This is a genomic window from Cryptosporangium phraense (assembly GCF_006912135.1).
GTDB lineage: Bacteria > Actinomycetota > Actinomycetes > Mycobacteriales > Cryptosporangiaceae > Cryptosporangium > Cryptosporangium phraense.
On the sequence record NZ_VIRS01000024.1, the window covers coordinates 80024 to 105328 of the forward strand.

The 25305-nt window shown below is 70.3% G+C and carries 21 protein-coding genes; 19 read left to right on the top strand and 2 right to left on the bottom strand.

The genetic code is table 11. The features are described 5' to 3' along the window. Positions 1-1023 precede the first annotated feature (1023 nt). The 4 genes from FL583_RS28750 to FL583_RS28765 all read left to right on the top strand — a co-directional run bounded on the left by FL583_RS28750 (position 1024) and on the right by FL583_RS28765 (position 8303). Positions 1024-4287 (top strand): ATP-binding protein, encoded by a 3264-nt coding sequence (locus FL583_RS28750; protein ID WP_420843211.1) that lies wholly within the window; start codon positions 1024-1026, stop codon positions 4285-4287. A gap of 743 nt (positions 4288-5030) precedes the next feature. Further along, positions 5031-6590, top strand: coding sequence for a hypothetical protein (locus FL583_RS28755; protein WP_142707975.1), 1560 nt, complete (start codon positions 5031-5033; stop codon positions 6588-6590). A 20-nt stretch (positions 6591-6610) separates the two neighbouring features. Beyond that, a complete protein-coding gene (locus FL583_RS28760) occupies positions 6611-7138 on the top strand; it encodes a hypothetical protein (protein WP_142707976.1) in 528 nt (175 codons plus the stop codon). Between the two features lie 7 nt (positions 7139-7145). Next, the gene (locus FL583_RS28765) at positions 7146-8303 is read left to right on the top strand and encodes a M23 family metallopeptidase (protein WP_142707977.1); all 1158 of its coding nucleotides are present in this window, start codon (positions 7146-7148) and stop codon (positions 8301-8303) included. A 57-nt stretch (positions 8304-8360) separates the two neighbouring features. Here FL583_RS28765 and FL583_RS28770 read toward each other — a convergent pair whose 3' ends face one another. After that, complete coding sequence (locus FL583_RS28770) at positions 8361-8726, bottom strand: DUF1844 domain-containing protein (RefSeq protein ID WP_142707978.1); 366 nt, start codon at positions 8724-8726, stop codon at positions 8361-8363. Positions 8727-8891: 165 nt separating this feature from the next. On the opposite strand from FL583_RS28770, the gene infC reads away from it, so the two are divergent. The 6 genes from infC (at position 8892) to pheT (ending at position 14887) form a co-directional block, all read left to right on the top strand. Next, the gene (gene infC, locus FL583_RS28775) at positions 8892-9512 is read left to right on the top strand and encodes a translation initiation factor IF-3 (protein ID WP_142707979.1); all 621 of its coding nucleotides are present in this window, start codon (positions 8892-8894) and stop codon (positions 9510-9512) included. A gap of 76 nt (positions 9513-9588) precedes the next feature. Beyond that, positions 9589-9783 carry a 50S ribosomal protein L35 gene (gene rpmI, locus FL583_RS28780; protein ID WP_142707980.1) on the top strand — a complete coding sequence of 65 codons (195 nt, stop codon included), beginning with the start codon at positions 9589-9591 and terminating at the stop codon, positions 9781-9783. A gap of 74 nt (positions 9784-9857) precedes the next feature. Continuing rightward, positions 9858-10247, top strand: coding sequence for a 50S ribosomal protein L20 (gene rplT, locus FL583_RS28785; protein WP_142707981.1), 390 nt, complete (start codon positions 9858-9860; stop codon positions 10245-10247). Next, a complete protein-coding gene (locus tag FL583_RS28790) occupies positions 10244-11080 on the top strand; it encodes a TrmH family RNA methyltransferase (protein WP_205752545.1) in 837 nt (278 codons plus the stop codon). Before rplT ends, FL583_RS28790 begins: the two co-directional genes overlap by 4 nt. Before the next feature lie 250 nt (positions 11081-11330). Next, positions 11331-12398, top strand: coding sequence for a phenylalanine--tRNA ligase subunit alpha (gene pheS, locus FL583_RS28795; RefSeq protein WP_142707983.1), 1068 nt, complete (start codon positions 11331-11333; stop codon positions 12396-12398). Beyond that, positions 12398-14887: a phenylalanine--tRNA ligase subunit beta gene (gene pheT / locus FL583_RS28800; protein ID WP_142707984.1), complete on the top strand. Its 2490-nt coding sequence runs from the start codon at positions 12398-12400 to the stop codon at positions 14885-14887. The genes pheS and pheT overlap by 1 nt, the downstream gene beginning before the upstream one ends. A gap of 37 nt (positions 14888-14924) precedes the next feature. Here pheT and FL583_RS28805 read toward each other — a convergent pair whose 3' ends face one another. Next, the gene (locus tag FL583_RS28805; RefSeq protein WP_142707985.1) at positions 14925-15392 is read right to left on the bottom strand and encodes a hypothetical protein; all 468 of its coding nucleotides are present in this window, start codon (positions 15390-15392) and stop codon (positions 14925-14927) included. Positions 15393-15545: 153 nt separating this feature from the next. Between FL583_RS28805 and argC the strand changes: the two genes are divergently transcribed. From argC to tyrS, 9 genes are read left to right on the top strand one after another with little or no spacing between them, the layout of a single operon-like run. Further along, positions 15546-16574, top strand: coding sequence for an N-acetyl-gamma-glutamyl-phosphate reductase (argC, locus tag FL583_RS28810; protein WP_142708001.1), 1029 nt, complete (start codon positions 15546-15548; stop codon positions 16572-16574). Further along, positions 16571-17722, top strand: a complete 1152-nt coding sequence (gene argJ / locus FL583_RS28815; protein WP_142707986.1) for a bifunctional glutamate N-acetyltransferase/amino-acid acetyltransferase ArgJ — start codon at positions 16571-16573, stop codon at positions 17720-17722. The genes argC and argJ overlap by 4 nt, the downstream gene beginning before the upstream one ends. A gap of 11 nt (positions 17723-17733) precedes the next feature. Further along, positions 17734-18621: an acetylglutamate kinase gene (gene argB, locus FL583_RS28820; RefSeq protein WP_142708002.1), complete on the top strand. Its 888-nt coding sequence runs from the start codon at positions 17734-17736 to the stop codon at positions 18619-18621. Then, on the top strand, positions 18618-19763 hold the full coding sequence (locus FL583_RS28825) for an acetylornithine transaminase (RefSeq protein WP_142707987.1): 1146 nt from the start codon (positions 18618-18620) through the stop codon (positions 19761-19763). Before argB ends, FL583_RS28825 begins: the two co-directional genes overlap by 4 nt. Continuing rightward, positions 19760-20683, top strand: coding sequence for an ornithine carbamoyltransferase (gene argF / locus FL583_RS28830; protein ID WP_142707988.1), 924 nt, complete (start codon positions 19760-19762; stop codon positions 20681-20683). The genes FL583_RS28825 and argF overlap by 4 nt, the downstream gene beginning before the upstream one ends. Then, positions 20680-21183 carry an arginine repressor gene (locus FL583_RS28835; RefSeq protein WP_142708003.1) on the top strand — a complete coding sequence of 168 codons (504 nt, stop codon included), beginning with the start codon at positions 20680-20682 and terminating at the stop codon, positions 21181-21183. Before argF ends, FL583_RS28835 begins: the two co-directional genes overlap by 4 nt. Then, on the top strand, positions 21176-22600 hold the full coding sequence (gene argH / locus FL583_RS28840) for an argininosuccinate lyase (protein WP_142707989.1): 1425 nt from the start codon (positions 21176-21178) through the stop codon (positions 22598-22600). The genes FL583_RS28835 and argH overlap by 8 nt, the downstream gene beginning before the upstream one ends. Beyond that, positions 22587-23198 (top strand): DNA-3-methyladenine glycosylase, encoded by a 612-nt coding sequence (locus FL583_RS28845; RefSeq protein ID WP_142707990.1) that lies wholly within the window; start codon positions 22587-22589, stop codon positions 23196-23198. The genes argH and FL583_RS28845 overlap by 14 nt, the downstream gene beginning before the upstream one ends. After that, the gene (gene tyrS, locus FL583_RS28850) at positions 23191-24459 is read left to right on the top strand and encodes a tyrosine--tRNA ligase (protein ID WP_142707991.1); all 1269 of its coding nucleotides are present in this window, start codon (positions 23191-23193) and stop codon (positions 24457-24459) included. The genes FL583_RS28845 and tyrS overlap by 8 nt, the downstream gene beginning before the upstream one ends. The last annotated feature ends 846 nt before the right edge of the window (positions 24460-25305 follow it).

A 25305-nucleotide genomic window follows, 5' to 3' on the forward strand; every position in this document is an offset into this window, starting at 1 on the left:
CCGCATCAGGTCCTGCCGCCGGGCGTGAATCAGCCGTCCGGGGCGCATCGCCTCGTGGCGCCGGGGAATGTTCCGCCCGGGGCGGTTCCGCCGGGGAACGTGCCGCCGGGGAGCGTTCCGCCGGGGAGCGTGCCGCCCGGCAACGTGCCGCCCGGCAACGTGCCGCCCGGCAACGTGCCGCCGGGGAACGTGCCGCCTGGGGTGGCTCAGCCGTCGGGGGCTCATCCGCTGCTGCCGCCGAATGTGGGGCCGGGGCAGCGACCCGGGCCGCCGTCCGGGGGAGTGCCGGCTCAGGGGTATCCGAATCGGCAGCCGGGTGGTCCGGTGCAGGGTGGGCCGGGGCGGCCGCCTCAGGGTGGGCCGGGTGGATGGGGTCCGGGCGGACGTGCGCCTGGCAATGTTCCGCCGGGCCAGGTTCCGCCGGGCCAGGTTGCGCGTGGCAATGTTCCGCCGGGAGTTGGGCAGCCGTCCGGGGCTTACCCGGTACTGCCTGCGAACGCTGGTCACCCTAGCTCCGCGTCTCCGCGTTCAGCTCCGCCCGGGCGGCCGGTCTCCGGGCCGGTAGTCGGCCCGAACGGCCTCGTCGGCTCCGGGCCGGGCGGTCCGGGGTCGGATGGTCCGGGCGGCCCAGGCGTTGTTGGCCCATCGGGTTCTGGTGGACCGGCTGGTCCTGGCGGTCCGACCGGTCCTGGCGGTCCGACCGGTCCTGGCGGTCCGGCTGGTCCTGGCGGTCCTGGCAGCGCCGGGCCACCTAGGGCTGGCGGGGGCGTCGGGCGAGGCGGCCTTGACGGCCCCAATGCTGGCGACCCTTCTGGCCGCGGTCCGGCCGGCCCCGGCGCCTCGACCGGTCTCGGCGGTCCGGCTGGCCCTGGCGGCCCGGGCGGTCCTGGTGGGCCAGGCAGTCAGCGGGGTCCTGTCGGGCAGCCTGGATCGGGCGCTGCAAACGGAGCACCTCCCTACAGCGGTCCTTCGCGGCCCGTTTCCGGTCCGGTCGTAGGTCCGGGCGGCCCCGACGGACCGGCGGTGTACGGCGGAGCGCCCTCGCGGCCGGTTTCCGGGCCGGTCGGCGGCCCCGACGGACCGGGCGGGCCAGCCGGGTATGCCGGCGCGCCCTCGCGGCCCGTTTCCGGGCCGATCGTTGGTCCTGACGGGTATGTCGGCGCGCCCTCGCGGCCGATCTCTGGGCCGATCGTCGGGCCCGGTGGGCCTAGCGGGCCCGAGGGGCCGGCCGGCTACGGCGGGGCGCCTTCGCGCCCGACCTCCGGGCCGGTCGGCGGCCAGGGCCCCCGGCCCGTGTCCGGCCCGGCGGGAGCACCCGTGTCCGGCCCGGCCGGAGCACCCGTGTCCGGAACGTTCGGACCTCCCGTATCCGGACCGGTCGGGCGGCCGGTGTCCGGGCCCGTCGGGGCGGACGGCCTCGAGCGCGGCCCCGGCCCGGCGCCGTGGCCGGTCCAGCACCCGATGAACACCGCGCCGCACAACGCGGCTCCTCCGTCGACGCTTCCGACGCACCCCGCTTCGGTCGCGGTCGCGCCCCCGGCCCGGATGCCCAGCCGGCCGGTGACCGGGGCTCCGGCGTCGGCTCCGCCCGCGTCCGTTCCTCCCGCGCTGTACGTGCCCGCGCCCGAGCGCTACCCCGCGCTGGATCCCGCCGAGCCCAGCGAGCCGGAACGTTCCGCCGAAAATCGTAAAAAAAGGCCCAAGCCACGACGGGTGAAGAGCCGTCCGCCGAAGGACCGGAAGGACCGGCAGGCGGTTCACGAGCTGGAGCTGCGCGAGATAGCCGGGCATCTCACCTTCACCCGCAACGACGTCACCGCGTGGTACCACCTGCCCGACATCCAGTGGGCGTTCCGGGCCGACAAGGAGCGGACGTCGATCCTGCTCGGGATCGCCGCGCAGTACGCGGCGCTCGGCGGGTACCGGCTGCACCTGCGGCGGACGAACCGGCCGTACCCGGCCGTCGGCTGGGCGCGCCGAATGGCGGCGCTGACGCCGAACCCGGTGCCGGACGTCCGCGGCGCGCCGAGCTGGTCCGACCACCTCGAGGCCGGCCAACGGCGGCTGCACGCGACCAGCCTCGCCGAGGGCGAGGTCTACCTCGGGGTCGTCTTCCAGCGGCGGACGATGCGCGAGCAGGCGATCGAGACGCTCAACGCGCTGCGCAAGCGCGGGTCCGGGAACGCGGAGCGCAACCGGCTGGAGCAGCTCGTCGGACGGTTCGACGAGGTGCTCGGCGCGTTCGGCATGCAGGCCCGCCCGGCGACCGCGAAGCAGGTCGAGTGGCTGATCCACCGGTCGGTCGCGCTCTGCATGCCACCGCCTCCGGCGCTGTCGCCGGCCGAGTCCGGCGGCTGGGAGACCGGTGACCTGCTCGCTTTCACCGAGCACACGATGCGGTACCGGTCGCCGTACGGCAGCACCGTCAAGCTCCTGTCCCGGATCGGTGACGAGTACGTCGAGCGCCACGTGGCCGTTCTGACGTTCGGACGGATGGAAGAGCTGTCGATCCCGGAGCGGCACGAGCCGTGGCTGCACTTCCACGAGCAGCTGCCGTGGCCGATGGAGATCTCCAGCCGGGTCGACGTGCTCGGCCAGGGCGACGCGCTGCGGTCGCTGGAGCACAAGCTGCTGACGATCCGGTCGCAGCAGCGCGACTACCACGAGCACGAGATGGACGCTCCGCCCGAGTTGGAGCGCCTGGCTCAGCGTGCGTTGGACATCTCTGACGAGATGTCCACCGGTCTCGATCTGGACGCTGCGCGAGTGCACGGGTGGCACCGGATCGCGGTGGCCGGTCGCAGCGAAGAGGAATGCATGCGACGGGCGCGGGCGCTGACCGACCACTACCGGTCGATGCGCATCACACTGAACCATCCGCGGGACCAGCTGCGGCTGCTCGACGAGTTCATTCCTGGGCAGCCGGTCGCGAACACCGGTTACCTGCGGCGGATGCCGGCGAAGTACTTCGCGGCGGCGATTCCGCAGGCCGCAGCGGCGATCGGTGACCGGCGCGGCCCGATCATCGGCGAGACGTGCGGGACGTCGCACCGTCCGGTGATGTGGGATCCGCACTACGCGACCGAGGTGCGGGAGCGGTCAGGGCTCGCGGTGTTCGTGGCCGAGCCCGGCGGTGGTAAGTCGACGCTGATGGGCGGTATCGCATACCTCGCCGCCCGGCGCGGGGTGCAGTGCACGATTCTGGACCCGTCGGGTCCGCTGGCCCGGCTGGCGACGATGCCGGAGCTGGCGCCGTTCTCCAAGGTCTACAACCTCACGCGGGGCGAGCCGGGGACGCTGGCGCCGTACGGCCTGATCCCGACGCCGCGGCGGGAGCACTTCGCCGCCGGTCCGGCCGGCGATGCCGAGTGGACGTCGGCGGTGGCGGCGGCGCGGGCCGAGCGGAAGGCGCTGGCCACCGACATCTGCATGATGTTGCTGCCGCCGCAGATCCAGCGGGAGCGGTCGTCGCCGATCCTGCTGCAGCGGGCGGCGCGTCAGGTGGAGCCGGAGGAGTGGGCGACGCTCGACGAGCTCATCTCGGTCGTTGCCGGCTTCGGTGACGAGGGGTCGGAGCTGGCGGAGACGCTCGGGGACGTGCGGGACATGCCGCTCTCGCGGCTGTTCTTCGGGCGGTCGACCGCGGCCTACGGGCAGGACGAGGCGGTGCTGACCGTGATCACGATGGCCGGGCTGGCGCTGCCGGACCTGACCATCGACCGGGAGTTCTGGCAGCTCGAGGAGCGCATGGCGCTGCCGATGCTGCACCTGGCCACGGCGTTCACGACCAGGCGCGCGTACGGACGGGCGATGCACGAGCGCAAGCTCGTGGCGCTGGACGAGACGCACTTCCTGGCCGGGTGGGGATCGGGGCGGGCGCTGTTCACGCGGCTCGCGCGGGATTCGCGGAAGTGGAACATCGCTGCTCTGGCGGCTTCGCAGAATCCCGTGGACATCTTGGGTCTGGACGTTCAGAACCTGGTTTCGACGGTGTTCGTGGGGCGGATTGCCGAGGATCCGGAGATCGCGGCTCAGGCGCTCCGTATGCTCGGTGTGCAGCGTGGGATCGGATACGAGAACACGCTGGCGCAGTTGTCTTTGGCGGACAGTTCGAATGATCAGCGGCTCGGCTACCGGGAATTCGTCATGCGTGACGTTGACGGCCGGGTCCAGAAATTCCGGGCGGACCTGGCTTATGTGGCCGGGCTGCTCGAACACCTTGACACCACCGCCGATCCACTCGGCGATGTTGGCCGGATAGCCGGCCAGGAGGGTGATGCCCGGTGACCCTGCGTGTCGTGCCGGTCTTTGGGGCCGGGTGGGTGGATGCGGTTTTGGATGGCGTCCTTGGGCGGTCTGGTGTGGGTGGGCAGCCCGGCGCGGGCGGGCGGCCGGGATGGCAGACTGGTGCTGGCGGGCGGTCCGGCTCGAGTGGGCAGCCTGGGCGGGGTGGGCAGCCTGGGCGGCCGGGCCGGCGTAGCCGGGTTGGCTGGCTTCGGGGGCGTGGCCTGCGGGGGTCGGTGGGGCGGGGTGTGGCTTGGGTTCTGACGGTGATGGTGGTCGCGGTAGCAACGCTGTTCGGGGGGCCGGGAGTAGGCCCAGCCGCGGCGGCGTGCGGCCCGAGCGATCCGGCGGCTTGTTTGCCGAGTAGTAGCGTGGTCGATTGCCTAGACCCCCCAACACCAGCAATGCCAGACACCGGCGCTACGAGCTTCTTCGTCAGCCGCCCAGCGGAAATAGATCCGGGCAACTATCAGAAGGCCCCAACGTATGATCAATTCGGCTATGCAGGCCTGCAATATCATACGTACGACCTAGGTTGTGGCCCTGACGGGGCTGTGGCGCCCGATGCGCTTGTGAATACCAGCATTGCGAATATGATGCTCAGCTTTTCGACCTTCGTTGTTGGTCTTACGAACGCTGTAAGAGAGAGGGCGTACGATCCCCAGACGATGTGGGGCTGGACAAATGAACTAATCGGAAAAGCCAGCAGTGCTCTATACGAACGAATCTTTACCGTCCTTGGCTTCGTGACCGTCGTCATTGTGGGAGCGTGGCTAATTTGGACCGCTCGACGTGGAAACATGTCAGATGCAGCCACGATTGCGGGCTGGGCGCTGTTTGTGATGGTGGTGACAACTGCAGTGGCGGCGTGGCCTGTTCGTGCCGCAACGCTGGCGGATAGTGCCCTTACCGGTTCGCTCGGAAGTGTCAATAGTGCTCTCCACCCGAACACGAGTGAGACGTGCGGTACCCGGTCGTGCGACGACACGCGAGAGCCCGCGCAGAAGGCTAGCGCGACGATCACCGACGTGGTGCTGTACCGCCAGTGGCTCAGTGGGCAGCTTGGTTCGGCGGATAGCGCTACCGCGAAGAAATACGGGCGCGATCTTTATGAAGCTTCGGCGATGTCGTGGGACGAAGCAATTGACGCGCGCCAGAGTCCCACAGAGCGCGACCGCATCGTTAAGGAGAAGCAGGAGAAGTGGAAGGATATTGCTGCCGAGATTAAGAAAACCGATCCAGACGCATATCAGTATCTGACCGGTAAGCAAGGAAGTGCCCGTATAGGATCGGCGTTCACGTCCATCGTGGCGGCGTTGGTGGCGGCTCCGTTTGACTTGATGGCCTCTATTCTTATCATTATTGCGTTCCTGATTATTCGGCTGGCCGTGGCTTTCTTGCCGGCCATTGCGGTAGTTGGGATTTTGCGGCCGGCTTCTGGGCCTCTTCGGGGGTTGTTCCGCACCGTTGTCGCGGCCATTTTGAACTGCGTCATCTTCGGCGTCGGGGCCAGCGTCTACCTGCTCGCCCTCGAGTTGATCACCAGCACCGCCTCCCTGGCCGGGTGGCAGCAGATCCTGCTGATCTTCCTCACCGGCCTCGTCATGTGGTTACTGCTCCGGCCCTTCCGGCGCCTTACCAGCCTCGCCGGCGGTAATCCCTTCCACGACCTCGTCGGTGGGCTTGGCGCGGTTCGGCGGCGGGCCTTTGGCGACGCTCGGCAGGCCGGCCTCGTCGCGGCCGGTGCGCTCATCGGAAACCGCGCGGCGGAGAACTCCGACGAGCGGCAGAGTGAGGCCCGGCCGGAGACCTGGAGCCGCGACCGGAGCTTCGTCCGCACCGGCGACTCGCCCATCGACTCGGCCACCGACACGGCCGCCGTCGGCGGTTCCCCGGTGGAATCAGCCGCGGCACGGCGGTCCCGTCTGCGCGAGGACTCCCCGGTCACGTCGGGCGCACGCCCCGAAGGCGCCGGCGCGCCGGCGCGCGACGACGAGAACGACTACCCCGGTCTGCGTCCGCCCGCCCGGGTCGCCGCCGGCCGCGGCTACCCTGACCCTGAGCCCGGTTCCCGTCCGGAAGGCTCCCGCCCAGGGGGTTCCCGTCCGGAGAACGGCGGCGGCATCGACTACCGCGACCCGGCCTCCGCCGTCGCCTCCCGCGGCGAGTCGATCCCGGTCCAGTCCGAGGAGCGGTTCGTCATCTACCGCCCCGACAGCGGGTTCCGCACCGTCGATCCCGACATCCGTCCGGAGTCCCGCCGCGTTCCGCGCGAGGACGTGACGGCCGGAAACCGACCCGAATAGCGCGATGAAGGAGCTCGACGATGCCACGGCTACCGGCAGGCGTGTACCTGCGCCGGCCGGGTTACCGGGTGCTGTCGGCCCTGGTCCTGGCCGTGATCGTCGGGGGCATCATCGTCGTCGCCCGGCTGTTCGGCTCGGTCGCCGCCGACCAGCGGAGCCCTCAGCCGAACGATCGGCCGGCCCCGACAGCGGTCCGAACGACACAAGGCGACGACAGCGTCTACTCACCCACGACCCGAGCGCCGGACGGCGCCGAACAGGTGGGTGACGCGTTCGTGCGCGCCTGGCTCCAACCGACCGACGGCCGGTCGCAGAAACAGTGGTTCGCCGGCCTCGAGCGGTACGCCCAGCCCGACCTGGCGAACCAGCTCAAGGACGTCGACCCGACTACGAACCCGGCCACGTCGATCACCGGCGACTCCACGGCCACTCCGCTCAGCGACACGGCCGTCCGCGTCGAGACCCCCACCAACGCCGGTCCGGCCACGACCCTCTGCGTCCTGACCGCCGACGGCTGGCGGGTCGCGACGATCGACCTGGGGGAGTGACGCCCCCATGGCCATCGACGTCCGTCCGGAGACCGCCGCGCCCCCCGAGCAGAACCCGAACCGGCTGAAGAAGCTCGTCATCATCGGCATCTGCGTGATCGCGGCCGGCTCCCTGCTCTGCCTCGGCTTCACCCCGATGGTGTTCAGCGGCATCGTCCAGAGCATGCGCGACTCGGCCGAGAACGCGCAGGAAGGCTGCGGCTCGCTGGGCTTCACCGTCGACGACGACGTCAAGATCGACGGGCTGGCCGCGGATCAGCTGCAGAACGCGGCGACGATCGTCGGCGTCGGTCAGAAGATGCAGGTTCCCCCGCGCGGATGGGTCATCGCGCTGGCCACCGCGCTGCAGGAGAGCCTGCTGCACAACTACACGGTCGCCACCGACCACGACTCGGTCGGCCTCTTCCAGCAGCGTCCGAGCAGTGGGTGGGGCAACGCCCCGGCGACCGCTACCGACACCCGCACCCCCGCCCAGCGCCTGGCCGACCCCAGCTATGCGTCCGCCAAGTTCTACGAGAAGCTCCTCCGGCAGCCTGGCTGGAACCAACGGCGGCTGGCCGAGGTGGCCCAGGCGGTGCAGATCTCCGCGTTCCCCGAGCGCTACGCGCGCTGGGAGTCGTTCGCCACGCTCCTGGTGAACCGGCTGACCAAGGGCGCCGCCAACGGCGTCGTCGCGACCCAGGGCGACCCGATCCGGTGCGCAACACCGGGGCAGATCACCGGGGCGGGCTGGACCGTCCCCGCGCTCGGCCAGGTCGGTAGCGGCTTCCGGCCGCCGGACCGGCCCAGCCACCAGGGCGTGGACATCATCGTCCCGCGTTTCACGGTGATTCACGCGGCCAGCGCCGGGATCGTCATCACCTCGAAGTGCAACGCGTCCACCGGCAACTGCGATGTCGACGGTGGCATCAGCGTCAAGGGCTGCGGCTGGTACGTCGAGATCGCGCACACCAGCGGGCTGACCACCCGCTACTGCCACATGGTCGAGCGGCCTCTCGTGCAGGTCGGTCAGACCGTCGTGGCCGGGCAACCGCTGGGGCGGGTCGGTTCGTCGGGCAACTCCTCCGGGCCGCATCTGCACTTCGAGACCCGCGTCAATGGCGACGCCGTCAACCCGATCCCGTTCATGGCCGCCCGCGGCGCCCCGCTCGGCACCCGGCAATGACCGCTCAGAACCCGGCAAAGACCGCATCACCCATCGGCGTTCCGCCGCATAGCGTAATCAAAAGACCGGACCGGTCAGCTTTTCTCCCGGACCTTGGCCGGGAGGGTCGGGAATGACCGACGATTCGCGGAACGCGCGCTGAAGGCTGGACAGGCCGTCGCGCAGCGGCGCGGCGTGCGCGCCGAGGTACTCCACCGACGAGGTGACGAGGCCCGCCAGGGCCGTGATCAACCGGCGCGCCTCGTCGAGGTCGCGATGCGGAGAGGAGTCCGGATCGTCGGAGGCGAGCCCGAGACGCTCGGCGGCCGCGCTCATCAGCATGACCGCGGCACGGCTGATGACCTCGACGGACGGGATCTCCGCCAGGTCGCGGACGTCGGGCTCGAGGGAATGCACATCGCCGACTGGGTGTTCAACACTCATGCCTGGTACCCTGGCAGAACGACCAGCCATCCGCGCATTGCGGGTGGCAGCCAAGTGGAGCCCCGCTCCCACCCTCGCAGCCTCCGGGCGGCAGGGTCCGGTCTGAGAACGGCTATGCCGTAGACCGGTCGAGTGGGCCTCAGCATGCGCTGAGGCCTTTTCGTCGTGTGGGGCTCCAGCCGGGCAGGTCAGAGACAGTACGTCCGAGGAGGTCCCATCAGCGTAGAGCTGCGTGTGAACGACCAGATCCGCGCCCGAGAGGTGCGTCTCGTCGGTCCTGAAGGAGAGCAGGTCGGCATCGTCCCGGTTGCCGAGGCCCTGCGCCTCGCCCAGGACACCGACCTGGATCTGGTCGAGGTCGCGCCGACCGCGCGGCCGCCCGTCTGCAAGCTCATGGACTACGGAAAGTTCAAGTACGAGAGCGCGCAGAAAGCACGGGAGGCGCGGCGTAACCAGAGCCTCACCGTGATCAAGGAAATGAAGCTTCGGCCGAAGATCGACCCGCACGACTACGAGACCAAGAAGGGTCACGTGGTGCGGTTCCTCAAGGCCGGCGACAAGGTCAAGATCACGATCATGTTCCGCGGTCGCGAGCAGAGCCGTCCGGAGCTGGGTTTTCGGCTCCTGAAGCGGCTCGCCGACGAGGTGACCGAACTCGGCTTCGTCGAGTCGTCGCCGCGCCAGGATGGCCGCAACATGATCATGGTGATGGCCCCACACCGCGCACTGAAGACCGCGGGCCAGCGAGGCTCGGGTGAAGAGTCGGACGCCCCTGCGGACGTCTGACACGTAACGGGTGGCGCGGCTCCCGGAGACGGGCGCCGCGCCCCGGTACGTCATGAGTAGACCAACGAGGAAACTGATGCCGAAGAACAAGACCCACTCGGGCACCGCCAAGCGCGTGAAGATCACCGGCAGCGGCAAGCTCCGTCGCCAGAAGGCGAACCGCCGCCACCTGCTGGAGCACAAGCCCAGCACCCGCACCCGGCGGTTGGACGGCACGACGGACTTCGCGCCCACCGAGACCAAGCGCATCAAGCGTCTTCTCGGAATTTGATTTTCCCTTCCCTTGACCACTGATCGTCGCCACCGAGAAAAGGTCGACGACCGCTAGAAGGAACAGGTGTACCCGTGGCACGCGTGAAGCGGGCGGTCAATGCCCAGAAGAAGCGCCGGACCACCCTTGAGGCCGCGAAGGGTTACCGCGGCCAGCGCTCGCGGCTCTACCGCAAGGCCAAGGAGCAGATCCTCCACTCCGCGACGTACTCGTACCGCGACCGCAAGGCGCGTAAGGGTGACTTCCGCCAGCTCTGGATCACTCGCATCAACGCTGCGGCCCGGGCCAACGGCCTGACCTACAACCGCTTCGTCCAGGGCCTGCGCCTCGCCGAGATCGAGGTCGACCGCAAGGTCCTCGCCGACCTCGCCGTCAACGACGCGGCCGCCTTCGCCGCCCTCGTCGTCGTGGCCAAGGCCGCGCTGCCCGAGGACACGTCGGCGCCGCGCGAGGACGCGGCCTGACCCGATCGTCGCGACCCGAGGATCTGCCGCTCGCGAGCGGCCGGACTCCTCGGGTCGCTGCGTCTCGGCAGCTGACCCGCCGTTCACGGCGCGACGCCTCCCGTCAGTTCCTGGCCGAAGGACCGCAAGCGGTCCGCGAGGCCTTGGCTCTCCCGGCGACTTCCCCCGGTGCTCCCTCCGTCGTTTTTTCTACGCCTGCCGCGCTGGCAAGATACGCGGGATTCCTGTCGGAGTCGCCCGTGCCCGTGATCGCTGTGGATGACGCCGGTATGGCTGGGCTGTCGGAGACGGTCACGCCCCAGGGCCTGGTGGCCGTGTGCTCGTTCCTGGACGTGCCGCTGTCCTCGATCGGGGGCTCGCTGGTGGCTGTGCTGGCCGAGATCCAGGACCCGGGTAACGCCGGAACGGTGCTGCGGACGGCCGACGCCGCCGGCGCGTCGGGCGTGGTCTTCACCGACGGCAGCGTGGACCCGTACAACGGGAAGTGCGTCCGGTCGTCGGCCGGAAGCCTGTTCCACCCGCCGGTGGTGCGGGGGGTTCCGGCGGCCGAGGCGGTGGCGTCTCTGCAGGCCTCCGGGCTGCAGATCCTGGCCGCGGACGGGTACGGCGACTCGGACCTGGACGACCTGGCCGATGCCGGTGAGCTGTCCCGGCCGACCGCGTGGCTGTTCGGCAACGAAGCGCGGGGCCTGCCGAGCGAGCTGGCGGCGCTGGCCGACCGTCGGGTGCGGATCCCCATTCACGGCCGGGCCGAGAGCCTGAATCTCGCCGCGGCCGCTGCCGTGTGCCTTTATGCGTCGGCGCGGGCTCAGCGCCGTCTGTCTTCCGAATGAGCAGCGGTCGCCGAGACTGAACGCGGATCGGGGCAGTATCCACAGGCGCGCGTAGCGCGGCGAAACGCGGTCGGGGCGATCCGCTAGAGTTCCAAGCAATCACGACGGCACGAGGAGGGGTCGAGCGGTGCGTTACCGGCACGAGTTTCGCCGGCCCGCCGGCAGGGCCTGAGCGCTCCTTCGCCCCGGCGGGCTGCGGCTGAGCCGCCCGACTCCCTGTCACACCGTTCGAGGACGGAATCGCTGCCGCATGTCTGGACCCAACGACACCTACGACCCGAAGCAGGTCGCTCTCCTCAGCGCCGAGTCGCTGCACGACATCGCGCTGAACGCCTCGAAGGCGTTCGGCGAGGTCGCTGTTCTGGACGACCTGCGCGCGGCGAAGAGCGCCCACCTCGGCGACCGGGCCCCGGTCTCGCTGGCCCGTCGTGAGCTGGGCGCGCTGCCGCCGCAGGCCCGCGCCGACGCCGGCCGCCGGGTGAACGAGACCCGCCAGGCCGTGCAGGCCGCGTACGACGCCCGCGAGGCCGTGCTGATCGCCGAGCGTGACGAGCGCGTGCTCCGCGAGGAGACCGTCGACGTGACGCTGCCGTTCGACCGGCGTCCGCGCGGGGCCCGGCACCCGATCGCCGCGCTGATGGACCGGGTCAGCGACCTGTTCATCGGCATGGGTTACGAGATCGCCGAGGGCCCCGAGATCGAGGCCGAGTGGCTGAACTTCGACGCGCTGAACATCTCGCCCGACCATCCGGCGCGCACCATGATGGACACGTTCTTCGTCGACCCGCCCGAAGACGGCCTGGTGCTGCGGACGCACACGTCGCCGGTGCAGGCCCGGACGATGCTGACCCGCAAGCCGCCCATCTACATCGTGGCGCCCGGCCGGGTCTTCCGCACCGACGAGCTCGACGCGACCCACACGCCGGTGTTCAGCCAGATCGAGGGCCTGGTCGTCGACGAGGGCATCACGATGGCGCACCTGCGCGGGACGCTCGACCACTTCTCCCGGGCCATGTTCGGGCCCGAGGCGGTGACGCGCTGGCGTCCGTCCTATTTCCCGTTCACCGAGCCGTCGGCGGAGTTCGACGTGTGGTTCCCGCACGCCAAGGGCGGTCCGCGGTGGATCGAGTGGGGCGGCTGCGGCATGGTCAACCCGCGCGTGCTGACCGCGTGCGGCATCGACCCGTCGGTGTACACGGGATTCGCGTTCGGGATGGGGCTGGAGCGGGCGCTCCAGTTCCGGCACGAGGCGACGGACATGCGGGACATGATCGAGGGCGACGTGCGGTTCTCGACGGCTTTCGGGATGGAGATCTGATGCGCGTCGCGGTGTCGTGGCTGGGCGAGTACCTGGATGTCGCGGGGCGCTCGGTTGCCGAGATCGACGCGGCGTTCGTGCGGGCCGGGCTCGAGGTCGAGGCCGTTCACGACCTGGGGGCTTCGGTCTCCGGGCCGTTGGTGATCGGCAAGGTGCTGTCGGCCGAGGAGCTGACCGGGTTCAAGAAGCCGATCTGGTACTGCCGGGTGGACGTCGGTCCGGCTCTGAACGGGCCCGAGGGCAGCCGGGGGATCGTCTGCGGGGCGCCCAACGTGGCTTCGGCGGCCTACGTAGTGGTCTCATTGCCCGGAGCGGTGTTGCCCGGTGGGTTCGAGATCGCGGCCCGGAAGACGTACGGGCACATCTCCGACGGGATGATCTGCTCCGGGCGTGAGCTCGGCATCAGCGACGACCACAGCGGGATCCTGGCGTTCTCGTCGCTCCCGTCCGGGCTGGAGCCGGGCTCGGATGCCCGGTCTCTGCTGGGCCTCGACGACGTGATCTTCGAGCTGGCGATCACCCCCGACCGGGGCTACTGCTTCTCGGTGCGCGGGTTGGCCCGGGAGTTGGCGTCCTCGCTGGGGGTTCCGTTCCGCGACCCGGCGTCGACGTACACGGTGCCGTCTTCGACGGACGAACCGCCGCACCCGGTCGTCGTCGAGGACACCGTCGGCTGTGATCGGTTCTACGCACGGGCCGTCACCGGTCTGAACCCGGCGGCGCCGTCGCCGGAGTGGATGAAGCGGCGGCTGCAGGCCGCCGGGGTGCGGTCGATCTCGCTCGCCGTCGACGTCACGAACTACCTGATGCTCGAACTCGGGCAGCCGATGCACGCGTTCGACCGGGCGGCTTTGACCGGACCGATCGTGGTGCGGCGGGCTCGGGAGGGTGAGCGGGTCACCACGCTGGACGGCTCGGACCGTGCTGTGTCGGTCGAGGACCTGCTGATCACCGACGACACCGGGCCGATCGGGCTGGCCGCGGTGATGGGCGGCGCGACCACGGAGATCTCGTCGGAGACGACCGAGGTGCTGATCGAGGCCGCGCACTGGGACCCGGTGTCGGTGGCCCGCACCGCGCGCCGGCACAAGCTGCCGAGCGAGGCGTCGAAGCGCTTCGAGCGGGGAGTCGACCCGGAGATGACCGCGGTCGCGGCCGAGGCGGCCGTGCGGCTGCTGGTCGAGTACGGCGGTGCGGTCGCGGACCCGCGGGTCCTCGACCTGGACGCCCGGGGCCCGGTTTCGCCGATCAGCCTGCCGGTGTCGTTGCCGTCGCGGGTGGTCGGGGTTCCGTATTCGCGGTCGGTGGTCGAGAAGCGGCTGCGTGACGTGGGCTGCACGGTCACGACCGCGGGCGAGGACGAGCTCTGGGTGCTGCCGGCGTCGTGGCGTCCGGACCTGACCGACCCGGTCGACCTGGTCGAGGAGGTGGCCCGGCTGGAGGGGTACGACAACATCCCGTCGGTGCTGCCGCCGACCCCGTCGTCGTCCGGTTTGACCGACGACCAGCGCCGTCGTCGCACGGTGGCCCGTGCGCTGGCCGAGGCCGGCTACGTCGAGGTGCTGAGCTACCCGTTCGTCGCACCGTCGATTCACGACGCGTTCGGTCTGGACGCGGACGACCCGCGCCGCTCCGCGGTACGGCTGGCGAACCCGCTCTCGGACGCCGAGCCGGAGATGCGGACGAGCCTGCTGCCCGGCCTGGTGAAGGCGATGCTCCGAAACATCGGGCGCGGCCAGCGGGACGTCTCGCTGTTCGAGATGGGCCTCGTGTTCCTACCGGGGGCGGAGTCGGGCCCGGCGCCGCGGCTGGGAGTGGACCGCCGTCCCACGGACGAGGAACTGGCCGCCCTGTACGCCGCTGTGCCGTCCCAGCCGAGGCACGTGGCGGTGCTGCTCACCGGTGACCGTGACCCGGCCGGCTGGTGGGGCCCGGGACGCCCTGCGTCCTGGGCCGACGCGATCGAGGCCGCGCGCACCGTAGCCGCCGGAGCCGGAGTGGCGCTCGAAGTCCGCCGCGGTGATCTCGCCCCGTGGCACCCGGGCCGCTGCGCGGAACTGGTCGTGGATGGACGGGTAGTGGGCCACGCCGGCGAATTGCACCCGAGGGTGGTGGCGGCGCTGGAATTGCCGTCGAGGACGGCGGCGATGGAGCTGAATCTGGACGCTCTACCGGCGCCGGAGGTCCCGACCGCGCCGGTGATCTCGCCGTTCCCGCCGGCGTTGCTGGATGTGGCGTTGGTAGTGGACGAGCAGGTGCCGGCGGGGGAGGTGGAAAAGGCGCTGGCGGAGGGGGCAGGGGATCTGCTGGAGTCGGTCCGCCTCTTCGACGTTTACCAGGGTTCCCAAATAGCCGAAGGCAAAAAGTCTCTGGCGTTCGCCCTGACCCTACGCTCCCCCACCCAAACCCTAACCGCCGAACAATCCACCACCACCCGAGACGCAGCGGTAACAAACGCCGCCACCACCCACGGAGCAGCGCTTCGGTGATAACTGCTGCATGAATTAGGCGCCCTACAGAATTGGACTATTTTGGTGTGGCGCTGCACACTTTGTTGTTTACGACGGCGAATTCTATTTCCTCGTTTCTAACGAATATCTCTCCAGATTTTTCGACCTCGTAAGTTGCTCGGACTCGAACGATGGTCGAGTCATTTCCGGAGGTCCTCTGGCCCTCGTTTGACCAACGAATATCTGTGAGGGTAACTCCATCGCGCTTGAACCCTGCGTTGAAGTCATCAATCAGCGACTTTGCATTATCCTTCGAGCCGGAACACGTAACACTCGCGAGTCCGTCGACGTTCTGCTTCTGGAGGCTCCGATAGTAAGCGGATATGGCCTCTGAAGAGTTATTGGGAGAGTCGTCAAATTTTTGAAGGAAAAGCCATGCGACTCCGGAGCAAATCAGAAGCAGCAGGGTGCCAACGGTGGCGATCGAGGCGATGACGATTGTTCGAGTCGAGGATCCCTTGGTGGTCCATCGGTCATCGGTCATCGGGATCACTCCTGACGGACGTTCTGGTCGCCCTAGTTCAGGCTAGCTGTTGGTGTCGACGCATCGTTCCGGCGTGCCACGCCTCAGGCTGACGTTGCATGGGAATCCATGGGGGTGCATACTCATGCGGTAGGTCGTTGAGTGGAGGTCGGCGTGGGCGTGCGGGTTGCAGTGGCTGGGGCTAGCGGATACGCAGGCGGCGAACTCCTCCGCCTCCTCCTCACCCACCCCCACATCGAAATCGGCACCCTCACCGCAGCCTCCAACGCAGGCACAACCATCGCCGATCACCATCCTCACCTCACCCCCCTAGCCGACCAGATCCTGGCCCCCACCACCACCGAAAACCTCCAGAACCACGACGTCGTCTTCCTGGCCCTGCCACACGGCCACTCCGGTTCGATCGCCGCTGCGCTGCCCGACGAAACCATCGTCATCGACTGCGGCGCCGACTTCCGGCTCTCCGACCCGGCCGCCTGGAAGCGCTGGTACCAGACCGAGCACGCCGGGACCTGGCCTTACGGCCTCCCCGAGCTCCCCGGTGCGCGGGACAGGATCAGGGGCGCGAAAAAGATCTCGGTGCCCGGGTGCTACCCGACCGCCGCCAGCCTGGCCCTCGTCCCGGCCTACGCGGCCGGTCTGGCCGAGCCCGACGCGGTCGTCGTCGCGGCCTCCGGGACGTCCGGCGCGGGCAAGTCGGCCAAGCCGCACCTGCTCGGCTCCGAGGTGATGGGCTCGCTCTCCGCCTACGGCGTCGGCGGCGCCCACCGGCACACACCCGAGATCATCCAGAACCTCAGCGCGGCGGCGAACGAGCCGGTCAAGGTCTCTTTCACCCCGGTTCTGGCCCCGCTCCCGCGCGGCATCCTCGCCACCTGCACCGCCCCCGCGAAGCCCGGCGTCACGCTCGAAAAACTACGAACAGCCTACGAAGCCGCCTACGGCGCCGAGCCCTTCGTCCAGCTTCTGCCAGAGAACCGCTGGCCGACTACAGCAGCCACCCTCGGCGCCAACACCGCCCAGATCCAAGTCGCCCTCGACGAGGACGCCGGCCGCATCGTCGTCGTCGCCGCGATCGACAACCTGACCAAGGGCACCGCGGGCGCCGCGGTGCAGTGTCTCAACCTGGCCCTCGGTCTCCCCGAGACCACCGGCCTGCCGATGACGGGAGTAGCACCGTGAGCGTCACCAGCGCGAAGGGATTCCAGGCCGCGGGTGTCGCGGCCGGTCTGAAGCCCAGCGGCGACCGCGACGTGGCTCTCGTCCGCAACACCGGCCCGCTCGACGCCGCCGCCGGAGTCTTCACCGGCAACCGCATCAAGGCCGCTCCGGTCCTGTGGAGCGAGCAGGTACTCAAGGCCGGTCGGCTCACCGCGGTCGTCCTCAACTCCGGCGGCGCGAACGCCTGCACCGGTCCGCAGGGCTTTCAGGACACCCACGCCACCGCAGAGCGGGTCGCCGAGCGGCTGAACATCGGCGCGGCCGACGTGGCGGTCTGCTCCACCGGCGTCATCGGCGAGCGCCTCCCGATGCACGCCCTCCTCAACGGCGTCGACCAGGCCGCCCAGCAGCTCGGCGACGACCCCGACAAGACAGCCGCCCAGGCCATCATCACCACCGACACCCACCCCAAGACCACCACGGTCCACGGGAACGGCTTCACCGTCGGCGGCATGGTCAAGGGCGCGGGCATGCTCGCCCCCGCCCTCGCGACGATGCTCTGCGTCCTCACCACCGACGCGATCGCCGACGCCGACGCGCTCGACACCGCGCTCCGCGCGGCGACGAAGCAGACTTTCGACCGCATCGACTCCGACGGCTGCATGTCCACCAACGACACGGTCCTGCTCCTGGCCAGCGGCGCGTCGAAAACCAAGCCCACCCAGGAAGAACTCGAAACCGCGGTGAAGCAAGCCTGCGCCGACCTCGCCCACCAACTCATCGGCGACGCCGAAGGCGCCTCCAAAGAGATCGCGATCACGGTCACCAACGCCAAGACCGAGCAGGAAGCCCTGGACGTCGCCCGGGCCATCGCCCGCAACAACCTGCTCATGTGCGCGCTCTTCGGCAACGATCCCTACTGGGGCCGGGTCCTGGCCGCGATCGGCACCACCGACGCCACGTTCGACCCCGACCGCATCGACGTCTCGTTCAACGACGTCCCGGTCTGCGTCAACAGCGCCGCGAATCCGCAGGCCCACGCAGCGGACATCAGCGCCCGCAACCTCGACATCACCGTCGACCTGCACGCCGGAGAGAACACCGCCACCGTTCACACCAACGATCTGACACTCGCCTACGTCCACGAGAACTCGGCCTACACGTCGTGAGCGTCGATCACATGCTCTCCGCCCGGGACATCGAAACCGCCCAGCGCAAGGCCAGCGTCCTCATCGAGGCCCTGCCCTGGCTCAAGCGCTTCAACGGCGCCGTCGTCGTCGTCAAGTACGGCGGTCACGCCATGACCGACGAATCCCTCAAGCGCGCGTTCGCCGAGGACATGGTCTTCCTCCGCTACGCCGGTGCCCGCCCGGTCGTCGTGCACGGCGGTGGTCCGCAGATCTCCAGCATGCTGAACCGCCTCGGCATCGACAGCGAGTTCCGGGGCGGCCTGCGCGTCACCACGCCCGAAACGATGGACGTCGTCCGCATGGTGCTGGTCGGTCAGGTCGGGCGAGAACTCGTCGGGCTGATCAACGAGCACGGACCGTTCGCCGTTGGCATGTCCGGAGAAGATGCGCACCTGCTCACGGCGACAAAAAGAAAAGCCACCGTCGACGGCGAGCTCGTCGACGTCGGACTGGTCGGAGACGTGGCGACGGTGAACCCGGCGGCCGTGTGGGACCTGATCGAGTCCGGACGGATACCGGTCATCTCGACGGTCGCGCCGGACGCGGACGGGCAGGTGCACAACCTGAACGCGGACACCGCGGCCTCGGCCCTCGCGGTCGCGCTCGGCGCGCAGAAGCTCGTGGTCCTGACCGACGTCGAAGGCCTGTACACGCGCTGGCCGGACCATGATTCCCTGGTCAGCCAGATCGCCGCCGAGGACCTCGAGACCCTGCTGCCGGCGCTCTCGGCGGGCATGATCCCGAAGATGGAGGCGTGCCTGCGCGCGGTGCGCGGCGGGGTGCCGCAGGCGACGGTCATCGACGGTCGCGTCGCCCACTCGCTGCTCCTGGAGATCTTCACCGAGGAAGGATTCGGCACGATGGTGGTCCCGTCATGAGCCTGACGAACCGGTGGCGTGCCGCGCTGATGGACAACTACGGCACCCCGGGAACCGCCCTGGTCAAGGGTGAGGGCGCCGTCGTCTGGGACGACCAGGGCAACCAGTACGTCGACCTGTACGCGGGCATCGCGGTGAACGTCCTCGGCCACGCGCACCCGGCCGTGGTCGAGGCCGTGACCACCCAGATCGCGACCCTCGGCCACGTGTCGAACCTGTTCGCGAACGTCCCGGCCATCACGCTCGCCGAGCGACTGCTGAACCTCACCGGCCGCGACGGCCGCGTCTACTTCTGCAACTCCGGCGCCGAGGCCAACGAGGCCGCGTTCAAGCTCTCCCGGCGCACCGGCAAGACCCACGTGGTCGCGGCGCAGACGGCGTTCCACGGCCGCACGATGGGCGCGCTCGCGCTCACCGGCCAGCCCAGCAAGGCCGACCCGTTCCGGCCGCTGCCCGGCGACGTCACCCACGTCCCCTACGGCGACGTCGACGCGCTGAGGAATGCCGTCACCGACGAGACCGCGATGGTCATCCTCGAACCGACGCTCGGCGAAGCCGGCGTCATCCCGGCCCCGCCCGGCTACCTGCAGGCCGCCCGCGACATCACCAAGGACTGCCTGCTCGTCATCGACGAGATCCAGACCGGCATGGGCCGCACCGGCTACTGGTTCCAGCACCAGGCCGAGGGCATCCAGCCCGACGTGATCACGCTGGCCAAGGGCCTCGGCGGCGGTCTGCCGCTCGGCGCGTGCCTCGCGTTCGGCGAGGCCGCCGAGCTGCTCGGCCCGGGCAGCCACGGCTCCACGTTCGGCGGCAACCCGGTCTGCTGCGCGGCCGGCCTCGCGGTCATCGACACGATCGTCGAGGAAGACCTGCTGTCCCGGGCCAAGCACCTCGGCGAGAAGCTCTCCCGAGTGACCCACCCGAGGATCCGCGAAGTGAGAGGTGAGGGCGCCCTGCTCGGCGTCGTCCTCACCGACGACGTCGCCAAGGCCGCCGAGGCGGCCCTCCGGGAGGCCGGCTTCCTCGTCAACGCGGTCGCCCCTGGCGTGCTGCGGCTGGCCCCGCCGTTGATCCTGACCGACGACCAGGCGGACGCGTTCCTCGCGGCCCTCCCCGCCGCACTGGAGACGATCGCATGACCCGCCACTTCCTGGCCGACGACGACCTGACGCCGGACGAGCAGTCGCAAGTCCTCGACCTGGCCGCCCGCATGAAGGCCGACCGGCACCAGTTCACCCCGCTGAACGGGCCGAAGTCCGTCGCGCTGCTGTTCGACAAGCCGTCCACCCGCACCCGGGTGTCGTTCGCGGTCGGCGTGGCCGAGCTCGGCGGCTACCCGCTGCTGCTCGACGCGGGCACCAGCCAGCTCGGCCGGGGCGAGACGATCGAGGACACCACCCGGGTCCTCGACCGGCAGGTCGCGGCGATCGTCTGGCGGACGTTCGGCCAGGACCGCATCGAGGCGATGGCCCGGGTCAGCGCGGTGCCGGTCGTCAACGCGCTCACCGACCTGTTCCACCCGTGCCAGATCCTCGCCGACCTGCTGACGATCCGTGAGCGGCTGGGGGAGACCCGGGGGAAGACGCTCACCTACCTGGGCGACGCCGAGAACAACATGGCCCACTCGTACCTGCTGGGCGGTGCCGTCGCGGGCCTCGACGTCCGGGTCGCCGGGCCGGAGAAGCCGAACCCCGACGTCGTCGAACGGGCCCAGAAGATCGCGCAGGCCACCGGCGCCGAGATCACGGTCACCGACGATCCCGAGAAGGCGGCCGACGGCGCCGACGTCCTGGCCACCGACACCTGGGTCTCGATGGGTCAGGAGACCGCGAGCAGCGCCGAGCGGCTCGCCACGCTGGCCCCGTACCGGATCGACGAGGCCGCCGTGGCCAGGGCGAAGGACACCGCGATCGTCCTGCACTGCCTCCCGGCCTACCGCGGCAACGAGATCACCGCCGACGTCCTCGACGGCCCCCGCTCCGCGGTCTGGGACCAGGCCGAGAACCGCCTGCACGCGCAGAAGGCCCTCCTGACGTGGCTGATCGAACAACGACGATGAGCAACCCGGTGACGAAGGCGGCCCGGCACGCCCGCATCAGCGAGCTGGTCCGGGCCACGCCGATCCCCTCGCAGACCGTCCTCGCCCGCCTGCTGGCCGACGAGGGGATGGCCGTCACCCAGGCCACGCTCTCCCGTGACCTGGAGGAGCTCGGCGCGGTGAAACTCCGCGGCGCCGACGGGTCACCGGCCGCCTACGTCCTGCCCGAGGAGGGCGCGGCCCCGATGCGTCCGTCGGTCAGCCCGCCCGACCAGCTGATCCGCCGTCTGCAGGAGCTCCTGACCGGGGCCGAGGCCAGCGGCAACCTGGTCGTGCTGCGGACGCCGCCGGGCGCGGCCCAGTTCCTCGCGTCGGCGCTCGACCGGTCGGGGCTGCCTGACATCATCGGAACGATCGCCGGCGACGACACGATCCTCGTGATCACCCGGGACACCGACGGCGGCGACGCATTTGCTACGAAGGTCCTCGACTGGGCCCACAAAAAGGAATCTCGTGACTGAACCCACCACCCGCCTCTGGGGCGGCCGCTTCTCCGGCGGCCCCGCGGAGGCCCTGGCCCGCCTGTCCGTGAGCGTCCACTTCGACTGGCGGCTCGCCCCGTACGACCTGGCCGGTTCCCGCGCCCACGCCCGCGTGCTGCACCGCGCCGGCCTGCTCACCGCGGACGAGCTGCAGCTCATGGTCAAGGCGCTGAACGAGCTCGAGAAGGACTGCGCGGACGGCGCGTTCACGCCGACGATCGACGACGAGGACGTCCACACCGCCCTGGAGCGGGGCCTCCTCGAGCGGCTGGGTGCGCTCGGCGGCAAGCTGCGGGCCGGCCGGAGCCGCAACGACCAGGTCGCCACCGACCTGCGCCTGTATCTCCGCGATCACGCGCGGGGAGTGGCCGCGAACGTCGTCAATCTGGCCGAAGCGCTCGCCGCGCAAGCGGAAACCCACAAGACGACCCCCGCTCCGGGCATGACCCACCTCCAGCACGCCCAGCCGATCCTGTTCAGCCACCAGCTGCTGGCCCACGTCCAGTCGCTGCTCCGCGACCTCGACCGTCTCGTCGACTGGGACAAGCGCGCCGCGGTCAGCCCGCTGGGCGCCGGAGCTCTGGCCGGGTCCTCCCTGCCGCTCGACCCGGAAAAAGTCGCGGAGGAGCTCGGGTTCACGGCCAGCGCGCAGAACTCCATCGACGCCGTCTCCGACCGCGACTTCGCCGCCGAGTTCCTCTTCGTCGCCGCGCTGATCGGCGTCCACCTCTCCCGGATCGGGGAGGAGTTCGTCCTCTGGACGTCGCAGGAGTTCGGCTGGGTCACGCTCGACGACGCGTTCGCGACCGGCAGCTCGATCATGCCGCAGAAGAAGAACCCGGACATCGCCGAGCTGTCCCGCGGCAAGTCCGGCCGGCTCATCGGTCACCTCACCGGCTTGCTCGCCACGCTCAAGGCGCTGCCGCTGGCCTACGACCGTGACCTGCAGGAAGACAAGGAGCCGGTGTTCGACGCGATCGAGACGCTGGACCTGCTGCTCCCGGCGCTCACCGGCATGGTCGCCACGATGACCGTCCACACCGACGTGCTCGAGAAGTCCACGCCCACCGGGTTCGCGCTCGCCACCGACGTCGCCGAGTGGCTCGTCCGCAAGGGCGTCGCCTTCCGGGACGCGCACGAGATCGTCGGCGCGATGGTCGCGAAAGCGGCCCAGCGCAACGCCGAGCTGGACGACCTCACCGACGAGGACCTCGCCGAGGTCAGCCCGCACCTGGACCCGTCGGTCCGGAACGTCCTGTCGGTGGAGGGCGCGCTGAAGGCGCGCACCACCCCGGGTTCCACCGGACCGGAGGCCGTGGCGGCCCAGCTGACCCAGGCCACGACCACGATCGAGACCTACCGCGCGTGGGCCCAGGAGCAGGTTGTCCCTCGCTGACGTCCTCGCCGGACCGCCCGAGGACGCCGCCCCGGCGCTCCTCGGGCGGTACGTCGCCGCGCACGGCGTGACGCTCCGGATCACCGAGACCGAGGCCTACGCCGGCACGGCCGGCGACCCGGCGTCACACGCGTACCGCCGTCGTACCGCCCGGAACGCCAGCATGTTCGAGGACCCCGGCACGCTGTACGTCTACTTCAGCTACGGCATGCACTGGTGCGTCAACATCACCTGCGGACCGGTCGGGGTGGCCGCGGCCGTCCTGCTGCGCGCCGGAGAGGTCGTCGACGGCGTCGAGGACGCCCGACGGGGGCGCGCTCTGCGCGACCGCGACCTCGCCCGGGGCCCGGCCCGCCTCACCCGAGCCCTGGACCTCGACCGGAGCGCCGACGGCACGAACCTCCTCGACGGACGCGGCCCGCTCGTGCTGCTGGATCGCGTCGACCCGGTGGAGCACATCAGCGCCGGCCCGCGCACCGGCGTGTCCCAGGGCGCCGACATCCCCTGGCGCTTCTGGATCACCGGAGACCCGACCGTGAGCCCGTATAGACGTTCGCCCCGGGCCGCGCTCGTAGGGAATGATGCTCTCCGTGAGTGACTTTCTCGACGAACTGCGCTGGCGCGGCCTCATCGCCCAAACGACCGACGAGCAGGCCCTCGGTGCTGCTCTCGACGCCGGGCCGCTCACGGTCTATGCCGGTTTCGACCCGACCGCGGCGAGCCTGCACGCCGGCCACCTCGTCCCGATGCTCACGCTGCGGCGTTTCCAGCAGGCCGGCCACCGTCCGATCGTCCTGGCCGGCGGCGCGACCGGCCTGATCGGCGACCCCAGCGGCCGCTCCAGCGAGCGGGTACTCAACACGCCGGAGCGGGTCCGCGAGCTGGTCGAGGCGCTGCGCCCCCAGCTGGCCAAGTTCGTCGACTTCGAACAGGGCGCCCTGCTGGCCAACAACCTCGACTGGACCGCGAACATCTCGGCCCTCGACTTCCTGCGTGACGTCGGCAAACACTTCCCGGTCACGCAGATGATGGCCCGCGAGTCGGTCAGCGCCCGCATCAACTCCGGCGGACTGTCCTACACCGAGTTCAGCTACCAGCTCCTGCAGGCCAACGACTACCTGCAGCTCTACCGCGACCAGGGCTGCCGCCTGCAGATCGGCGGCAACGACCAGTGGGGCAACATCACCGCGGGCCTCGACTACATCCGCCGCGTCACCGCCAACGAAGGCGGTCCTGCGCACGCGCTCACGCTGCCGCTGCTCACCAACGCCAGCGGAGAGAAGTTCGGCAAGAGCACCGGCGGCGGATCCGTGTGGCTGGACCCGGCGCTGACCAGCCCTTACGCCTGGTACCAGTTCTGGTTCAACACCGATGACCGCGACGTCGTCGCCCGCCTCAAGACGTTCACGTTCCTCGACCGCAAGGAGATCGAGGAGCTGGCCGCGGCGGTCGAGGAGCGGCCGGCGGCGCGCCTCGCGCAGCGTCGGCTCGCGGAGGAGATGACCACGCTGGTCCACGGGTCGTCCGAGACGTCGGCGGTCACTGCGGCCAGCGGTGCGTTGTTCGGCCGCGGCGAGCTGCAGGGCCTCCCCGCGGAAACGTTGCGCGCGGCTCTGGCCGAGGCCGGTCTGCACCAGGTCGGTGGGGAGCTTCCGTCCGCGGCGGCGCTGTTCCAGGCGTCCGGCCTCGCGTCCAGCCTCTCCGACGCGCGCCGGACGGTCCGCGAGGGCGGGGCCTACGTCAACAACGCGAAGGTCACCGACGCCGACGCGCCTCCGGCCCGGGAAGACCTCCTCCACGGCCGCTGGCTGGTCCTCCGCAAGGGAAAGCGCACGATCGCCGGGGTCGAGGTCTCGTAGGTTCTTTTACGCCTGCATGGCGCGCGCCTGGGCCTTCCGCGGCCGGCGCGCGCTGGTCTCTCGTGGGTCGGGCGGCACGACGGTGGTCGCGACCCGAGGGTCCTAGCTCCGGTCACTGACGGGCGAGTGGCCGTCGCGGATACCCGCCGACCGCGAGCCGCCCGGGGCCGACCGCGGGCTGCCGGAGCGCCGACCGCGAGCCGCCCCGGGCCGACCTCGGACCGCCCGAGGGCTGAGCGAAAGCCGCTGAAGGTCCAAGCGGGCCGCCCGGCGCCGAGAGGGCCGCCCGGGGGCTGAGCGCGGGCCGCCCGGGGGGTGAGCGCGGGCCGTCCGGGGCCGACCGCGGGTAGCACAGGGACCGAGCTCGGGCCGCCCGCGGCCGATCGCGGGTCGCACGGGGGCCGAGTGCGAGCCGTCCGGTGCCGAGCGCGAGCCGCCCGGGGGAGGCCGGGCGGGCGTGCCGGCTCGGCCGGCCGACCCGCGGCACCGCCGAGCGCAAGGGTGTGGCGCGCGCCACGTCCGACCGGGTTTGCAGATCCGCGGAAGGCCGCGTAGATTTCATCGGGCCCGCAGGGGACACGGACACGATCCGGTGCGCAAGCGCCGGGGTGGACGTCCCGCGGGAAACCAGCCGAACGAGCCGGTGAAAGCCGGAGCGTAACGCTGTGTGCCGGGCGAGGCAGCCGAATTGGCGGTTGCGAACTCGACCGGATACGCTGGAAAAGCCGAACGGAAAGCAATCCGTGACGGCCGCACCACCCGCTCGAGCAATCGGCACCAATTTGGCGCCGGAGACGCGAGCGGTTAAGCTGGAAATGCGCAAGCAATTCCAGCGCCCCGATAAGA